The sequence below is a fragment of the Acidovorax sp. KPB24-07 genome (genome assembly GCF_057543315.1).
In genome coordinates, this window is the sequence record NZ_BAAJYS010000500.1 from 1 (window position 1) to 2,095 (window position 2,095).

Consider the following 2,095-nt stretch of genomic DNA (forward strand, 5'->3'; position numbering starts at 1 on the left):
CACCCGCCGGCCTCGCCGCCACACCCCCAGGCGCGTGGCGCGCAGCCGGATCGCCTCGGCCGGATCGCGCCCATGCAGCAGCACGAAGTCGGCATGGCAGCCGGCCTGCAGGCCATAGCCCTCCAGGCCCAGCAGCCGGGCCGGGTTCGTGGTCACTGCCTCGAAGCACTGGCGCATGGCGTGCTGGCCGGTCATCTGCCCCACGTGCAGGCCCATGTGGGCGGCCTCCAGCATGTCGCCGCTGCCGCCCCCGTACCACGGGTCCATCACGCAATCGTGGCCGAAGGCCACCGTCAGGCCCGCGGCCATCAACTCGGGCACGCGGGTCATGCCGCGGCGCTTGGGGTAGGTGTCGTGGCGGCCCTGGAGGGTGATGTTGATGAGCGGGTTGGCCACCACCCCCAGCTGCGCCTCGGCCATCAGGGGGATGAGCTTGCTCACGTAGTAGTTGTCCATGCTGTGCATGGAGGTGAGGTGCGAGCCCGTCACCCGGCCGTGCAGGCCCAGGCGCTGGGTTTCGAAAGCCAGCGTTTCGACGTGGCGCGAGAGCGGGTCGTCGGTCTCGTCGCAGTGCATGTCCACCCGCTTGCCCCGATCGGCGGCCAGCTCGCACAGGATGCGCACGCTTTCCGCTCCCTGCGCCATGGTGCGTTCGAAATGGGGAATGCCGCCCACCACGTCCACGCCCAGGTCCAGCGCGCGCTGGAGGTTGTCCAGGCCGCCCGCGGCGCGCAGCACGCCGTCCTGCGGGAAGGCGACCAGCTGCAGGTCGAGGTAGGGCGCCACGCGGCGCTTCACGTCCAGCAGCGCGTGCACGGGCAGCAGCCGCGGGTCGCTGGTGTCCACGTGCGAGCGGATGGCCAGCAGGCCGCGCGCCACGGCCCAGTCGCAGTAGTGCATCGCCCGCTCCACGATGGCCTCGTGCGTGAGCTGGGGCTTCAGTTCGCCCCACAGCGCGATGCCCTCCAGCAGCGTGCCGCTCTCGTTCACGCGGGGCTGGCCGTAGCTCAAGGTCGAGTCCATGTGGAAGTGCGCATCGACGAACGGCGGGCTCAGCAGCAGGCCGCCCGCATCGACGGTCTCGTGCGCCGGGGCCTGCAGGCCCTCGGTCACTTCGGCAATGCGCCCGTCCTGCACGGCCACGGAAACGTTCGTGCGGCCATCGGGCAGGGTGGCGTTGTGGATGAGCAGGTCGAGCATGGTGTATGGGGCCGGGCAAGGGTGTGAGGGGGCTGGCGGAAGCGGTGCAGGCCGGCATGCAAAAGGCTTGCCCGCGGCGCCACCAGGCCTGCCAGTGTAGGCCGCGGGGGGTGCCGTTTCGCAGCCCGATGGCCGGGCTGGGTGCGCCGGCTGGGACGACGGCCCATGTCGGATTTCTTCCAGACCGCGCGGAAAAGGCCGCCTATGCTGCGGGCACGTTCGATCCACCCTGTCTTTTGCTGAAGGAGACCCCATGCAGTTCGGCTACACCATTCTTTACGTCGAAGACGTGCCCGGCACCGTCGCTTTCTACGAGGCCGCGTTCGGTCTTTCGCGCCGCTTCGTGCACGAGGCGGGCGATTTCGGCGAGATGGACACCGGCGCCACCGCGCTGGCGTTCTCGTCGCTCCAACTGATGGCCCAGCTGGGCAAGAACCCGCAGCGGGCGGTGGCCGGTGCGCCGCAATGCGAGATCGCCTTCACCACCACAGATGTCACCGCGGCCGTGGACCGCGCGATCCAGGCCGGCGCCACCCTGGTGCAGGCCGCCGAGTCCATGCCCTGGGGCCAGACGGTGGCCTATGTGCACGACTGCAACGGCTTTCTGGTGGAGCTGTGCACGCCGATGGGCGCGGGCAACTGACGGGGGCGCGGCGCTTGGGCGGCGCTGCGCCGTTCAACGCGGCTGGTTCGATGTGGCCGATGGCAGGGCCGCGTTCAGCCGTAGCCGCTGGACTGCACGGAGGCCAGCAGGTCCTTCGATGCCCGCAGCCGGGCGGGCGTCTGTCCCAGCCAGTGCCGGCATTCGCGGCCGAAATGCGCCTGGTCGGCGTAGCCATGGTCCGCCGCGATGGCGGCCAGGGGCGGGCCACCATCGCCCGTCAGGGCCTGGGCC

At 70.6% G+C, this 2,095-nt stretch carries 3 protein-coding genes; 1 reads left to right on the plus strand and 2 read right to left on the minus strand.

The features are described from left to right. Window positions 1-1,200 (minus strand): amidohydrolase family protein (locus tag AC27IQ_RS23115; protein WP_487090943.1); only part of this gene is annotated, 1,200 nt, incomplete at its 3' end. A gap of 253 nt (window positions 1,201-1,453) precedes the next feature. Here AC27IQ_RS23115 and AC27IQ_RS23120 point away from each other — a divergent pair. Then, a complete protein-coding gene (locus tag AC27IQ_RS23120) occupies window positions 1,454-1,843 on the plus strand; it encodes a VOC family protein (protein ID WP_487090944.1) in 390 nt (129 codons plus the stop codon). 74 nt (window positions 1,844-1,917) lie between these two features. On the opposite strand, the gene AC27IQ_RS23125 is transcribed toward AC27IQ_RS23120, so the two are convergent. Beyond that, entirely contained in the window at window positions 1,918-2,085 is a 168-nt protein-coding gene (locus AC27IQ_RS23125; RefSeq protein ID WP_487090945.1) for a helix-turn-helix domain-containing protein, read from the minus strand. Window positions 2,086-2,095 lie beyond the last annotated feature (10 nt).